The following is a 4,924-nucleotide window of genomic DNA, read 5'->3' as shown; positions in this document are numbered from 1 at the left end:
TCTCGCTTTGCGCTGGCGTCCGGCGTTTGAAGAGCGTTGCCTCCCCTGTTTGCGGTGTCGGGGTGGGCGTGGCGGTCGTGATCTCGATGATGTGTCGGCCGATGGCGTCGCGTGCGCGGAGGTAGATGTCTTCGGCGTTCCCATGCAGGCATAGCGGTGTCTTGAGGTAGATGTCTCCCGCGTCGAGTTCTTGGTTGCATCTCAGCGACGTGATCTTCGTCTCGTAGATGCCACGTGCGATGAGGTTCTGCAGCGGGCTGCCGCCGCGGCCGAACGGCAGGTCCGTCATGTGGAATACGACGGTCTCGAATGCGTCGTAGACGGTCTCGGGGATGATGAACGACCAGTGCGGAAGGAAGATGTAGTCGGGCGCTAGTTGATCCAAGGACTCCTTCGTTAGCTCGTCTCTTCGCTCGATCCAATGGACGATCCGTCCCGTTTCTCTAGCTACGCGGGGGACTAAGATGTGATTCCAGTTCTTCGTCGAGGCAATAACGATCGGCCGTCGTTCTGATGGTGTCGGCTCGCCGGCGATGAGCTGCTCTCTCGAGGAGTTCCAGGCGTCCATATCCATTACGAGATGGTGGACGTCGTAATGTCGGTCTCCCCGAAAATAAGCGTCGATGTCGATCCGGGTCGTACGAAAACCGAGTTTCGCGTGGAAGCGCAAGCTTCGGGGGTTGACGCCGAGTACTTCGGCTTCGACCCGTTGCAGGCCGAGGTCGTCGAAGGCGAGGTCTAGTGCGGCGACGGCCATCGCGGTGCCAATCCCGTTGCTCTTCTGTTCCCCGACGTAGATGCCCCATTCTGCTGAACGCGTATCGGTATCGATCCGAACGAAGTTGACGAGTCCTTGGGGTTTGCCTTTGTCGTCTTCGTACACGAGGTACTTCTTCGTCGGGTCGTGCAGGACGCTCTCGATAAAGGCAGCGTGTTCACGAGTCTCGACGACAGCATCGTTCCGCATGCCTGTGCGAACGCGTGGTGCATTCCTCCAATCGAGAATGAGGGACCGATCTCTAGCGGTCATCGGCCGCAGTCTCCGCTTAGTCATGCGAGCCTCTCCATGACGTCAGCGACGCGACGCGTCCCATACCCGTCTACCATCGACACGCCCGAAGTGGCCATGGCTTGCCGCCGATGCGCGTCGAAGGCGAGAGCGGCGAGTTGGGCTCGGAGGTCGTCGGCCATCTCAAGAGGGTCTTCCACGACGATGGCCAGGTTCCTTGCGGCCATTGTCCTAGCGATGGCGCGTTGGTTCTCCGCCGAGACGACCATGACGGTCGGAACGGCCATGCATAGTCGCTCCCATGTGGAGCTTCCGCCAGCGCCAACCGCGAGGTCTGCGGCTGCAAGCAACCGCACGAGCGAAGGGGGTTGCACGTGCACGCGAAGGTGCTCATGCCGGCTCCAGCGGTCGAAGAAGGCACTGCGTTCAGGGTGCTGGCGGCTGATGACGACGTCGATCGTGTCGAACGGGTAGAAGAGCCGCTCAATTGCTTGGAGGAGCTGGCCAGTCAGGTTCTTGGGATCGCTTCCGCCCAGGCTGACCAGAAGGTTGATGGCTTCGTTCGGGGCAGCGGTCTTGGGGCGCGCGTCCCTTCGGGCCGCGGCATAGGCTCGGTCGAGGAGTGCGTACCGTGGTCCCACGAGGAAGCGAGAGGTACTCGGAACCAGGTCCGCATAGTCGGCTTCATCGAAACCAAGGTTCTGGTTCACGACTACGTCGGCGTCGAGTGGCCGATCGGCGAGATCGTCGACCACGAGGATTCGCTCCGCGACGCTCCGCATCGCGCGATGCCAGCGTGCGTCGACGCCGTAGTGATCGACGATGAGCCAGTCGACCGACCCGATCGCTCGCAGTGCTTCCTGCGATTCTCGTGCATCCTCATCGGGTGTGGCACCGAGCCAGGTGCTGATATCGCTCGAATGGGGCATGCGAGCGGGTAGGTCGTGGACGTGGAACCCACGTTCTTTCAGCAGGTCAACGGCATGCCCTGCGTGGGTTTTCGAGACGAAACGTGGAGTGTGCCCCCGCTGATGCAGTTCATCGGCGAGGTGCGAACAACGCATCACGTGGCCCAGGCCAATGTGATGACCAGCATCTGCTCGGATCGCCACGCGCACGGGTCAGATCACCTTCTGAGCCACGTCATGGTTGTGGGCGTGAACCTCTGGGTGCTTCTGTGCGTGATCGAGCGCTTCCTGGAGCCCGAAGTCGGGTTTCTGCGCGTACAGGTCGGCGTAGATGCGTTTGATGACCTGAAGGTCCTTGTCGGTGTCGACGGTCCAGCGAAGGTGACTGTGGTTGGTGGAATGTTGCAACGAGCCGAGGTGGAAACGTTCGGGTTGCCTCCAGATGAACCGTGTCACGTGTTCTCGGTCGGCTGGATCCGTTGCCTCGCGGGCTGCGGATTCGAGAGTGGACCGGGTCATGGCCTCGACGTCAAGGCCTCGGGGGTAGGTGCGTTCGAGCGTGTTGCTGGCGTAGTCGAGCGATGGGTCGTCGGCGAGCGTGTGGACGCATTGATCAAGGACCGCTGGATCGACGAGCGGACAGTCGGCGGTCACGCGAGCGACGACATCTGCTTCGTAGGTACGCGCGGCTTGGGTGTATCGGTCAAGGACATCCTCTTCGCTGCCTCGCGTGAACGGGATGTGGAGCCGCTCTGCTAGATCGACGATGGGCTGGTCGCGCACGTCCTTGGAGGTGGCGATGACGATCGCATCCGGCGTGCGGGCTCTGGCAAGTCGCTCGAGCTGCCGTTCCAGCATCGGACGCCCCTCGAGGTCCATGAGGACCTTGCCAGGTAGCCTCGTCGACCCCATGCGGGCCTGCACGATGACCACGACGCGTGGGGGTGTCATGTCAGTTCCTTCACGGTCGAGTGTACGGTGTCGGCGACGCGCTGAACGTCCGTGTCCATCATGGCGGGGAAGATCGGTAGGGAGATCGCGCGGCGGTAGTAGTCCTCCGCAACGGGGCACAGACCTCGCTGGTATCCGAGGCGTTGGTAGTGCGGGTGCCAGTGGACGGGTAGGTAGTGCACCTGGACGCCGATCCCCTGCGCGCGGAGTCGTTCGAACAGCGGCCGTCGCAGGTCGGGGTCGCGTGTCCTGATCACGTACAGGTGCCAGCCAGGTTCCACGTTCTCGCGGCGGCCCGGGAGCTCAATCGCGTCGATGTCCTGGAGCGTCGCGTCGTACATCGCGGCAATCTCCCGTCGCCGTCCGATGAACCGCTCCAACTTCACCAGTTGGCTGGTGCCGAGCGCGGCCTGCACGTCGGTCAGCCGGTAGTTGAAGCCCAGGTCATGCTGTTCGTACCACCACGGGCCTTCGTCGGGATCGTCCAGTTCGGCCTCGTTCTTGGTGATGCCGTGCGTACGGAAGCGTGCCGCGTGGCGGGCGACCTCCCCGTCGTTCGTCACGACGGCGCCACCCTCCGCGGTCGTGACGGGTTTGACGGGGTGGAACGAGAGTTCGCTGGCGTCCGCGAGGGTTCCGACTGGTCGCCCCTCGTACGTCGCACCCAGCGAGTGCGCCGCGTCGGCCAGGAGCGTGATGCCGTGCCGGTCCGCGATTGTGCGCAGGCTGTCGTAGTCCGCGGGATGGCCCGCAAAGTCCACGGCGACGATCGCTTTCGTCCGGTCCGTAATCGCGGCTTTAACGAGGTCGGAGTTCAGGTTCCCGGTGTCGGGCTCGACGTCCACGAAGCGTACGGTGGCGCCGAGGTACAGGGCCGCGTTGGCCGTGGCCGCGAACGTCAGCGGGCTGGTGACGATCTCGTCCTCGGGGCCGATGCCCGCTCCGAAGTACATTGCGTGCAGGGCGGATGTACCTGAGTTGACCGCGACGGCACAGCGGGCTCCCGTGGCGTGCGCGAGTGCATCCTCGAATCGTTCGACCGCGGGGCCGGTGGTCAGGAAGTCGCTCCTGAGGACGTCGACGACGGCCTGGATGTCGTCGTCGTCGACCCACTGACGGCCATAGGGCAGGAAGTCAGGCATGCGTGAGAAGGTCGCGGAGTCCCTGAACGTCCAGCCACTCATCGTTCCGATCGCTCGTATACGCAAACCCTTCGGGTACCGTCGTGCCCGCCAGGTGGTCGTTGCCCCACCACCCGAACTCGGGTTGGATGACGTAGCGATCGCCGATGTCGAGGGTCCGTCGTGCGTCGTCGATGCTGATCATTTCTTCGTGCAGCTTCTCGCCGGGGCGGATGCCGACCCTCTCCAGGCGGGCGTCGGGGGCGATGGCCTTGGCCAGGTCGGCCACGCGCATGCTGGGGATCTTGGGAACGAAAACTTCACCGCCACGCATGAACTCCAGACTACTCAAGACGAAGTCGACCCCTTGTTGCAGGGTGATCCAAAAGCGCGTCATGCGTTCGTCGGTGATCGGTAGGACGCCGTCCGCCGCGCGCGCCTGAAAGAACGGCACGACGCTGCCGCGGCTACCAACGACGTTGCCGTAGCGGACGACGGAAAAGCGGGTGTCCTTGCTGCCGGCGTAGAAGTTCCCTTGGACGAACAGCTTGTCGCTCACCAGCTTGGTGGCGCCGTAAAGGTTGATGGGGCTGCTGGCCTTGTCGGTGCTGAGAGCGATGACGCGGCGGACACCTTGATCGATGGCGGCGTCGATGACGTTCTGTGCGCCGTGAACGTTCGTTTTCACCGCTTCGAACGGATTGTATTCCGCTGCGGGGACCTGCTTGAGTGCCGCGGCGTGGATCACCACGTCGATTCCATCGAAGGCCCGATGGAGCCGTTCTGCGTCACGTACGTCTCCGAGGAAGAAGCGCAGGCGCGGATCGCCGCCGAAGGCGCTTCGCGCTTCGTACTGCTTCAACTCGTCTCGGCTGAACAGCACGATCTTGCGTGGAGCGTGGTGGTCGAGGACGGTCCGAATGAAGCGTTGACCG

5 protein-coding genes are annotated in these 4,924 nt (G+C 63.2%); all 5 read right to left on the bottom strand.

Going from position 1 to position 4,924, the window contains the following annotated elements:
- Nucleotides 1–1,030 (bottom strand): UDP-4-amino-4,6-dideoxy-N-acetyl-beta-L-altrosamine N-acetyltransferase (pseH, locus tag RI554_10490; GenBank protein MDR9392443.1); only part of this gene is annotated, 1,030 nt, incomplete at its 3' end.
- 20 nt (nt 1,031–1,050) lie between these two features.
- A complete protein-coding gene (gene pseG, locus RI554_10485; protein ID MDR9392442.1) occupies nt 1,051–2,127 on the bottom strand; it encodes a UDP-2,4-diacetamido-2,4,6-trideoxy-beta-L-altropyranose hydrolase in 1,077 nt (358 codons plus the stop codon).
- Between the two features lie 3 nt (nt 2,128–2,130).
- Nucleotides 2,131–2,850, bottom strand: coding sequence for a glycosyltransferase family protein (locus RI554_10480; GenBank protein ID MDR9392441.1), 720 nt, complete (start codon nt 2,848–2,850; stop codon nt 2,131–2,133).
- Between the two features lie 14 nt (nt 2,851–2,864).
- Nucleotides 2,865–4,010: a UDP-4-amino-4,6-dideoxy-N-acetyl-beta-L-altrosamine transaminase gene (gene pseC, locus RI554_10475; GenBank protein ID MDR9392440.1), complete on the bottom strand. Its 1,146-nt coding sequence runs from the start codon at nt 4,008–4,010 to the stop codon at nt 2,865–2,867.
- The gene (pseB, locus tag RI554_10470) at nt 4,003–4,872 is read right to left on the bottom strand and encodes a UDP-N-acetylglucosamine 4,6-dehydratase (inverting) (protein ID MDR9392439.1); all 870 of its coding nucleotides are present in this window, start codon (nt 4,870–4,872) and stop codon (nt 4,003–4,005) included. The genes pseC and pseB overlap by 8 nt, the downstream gene beginning before the upstream one ends.
- Between the last annotated feature and the right edge of the window lie 52 nt (nt 4,873–4,924).

It is taken from the genome of Trueperaceae bacterium (assembly GCA_031581195.1).
Lineage (GTDB): Bacteria > Deinococcota > Deinococci > Deinococcales > Trueperaceae > SLSQ01.
Note: the sequence above shows the minus strand (reverse complement) of the source record. Positions and strands in the feature narration are given on the sequence as shown.

Coding starts and splice junctions, on each gene's coding strand:
- pseC (MDR9392440.1), bottom strand. CDS start 4,010: ATGCCTGACTTCCTGCCCTATGGCCGTCAGTGGGTCGACGACGACGAC.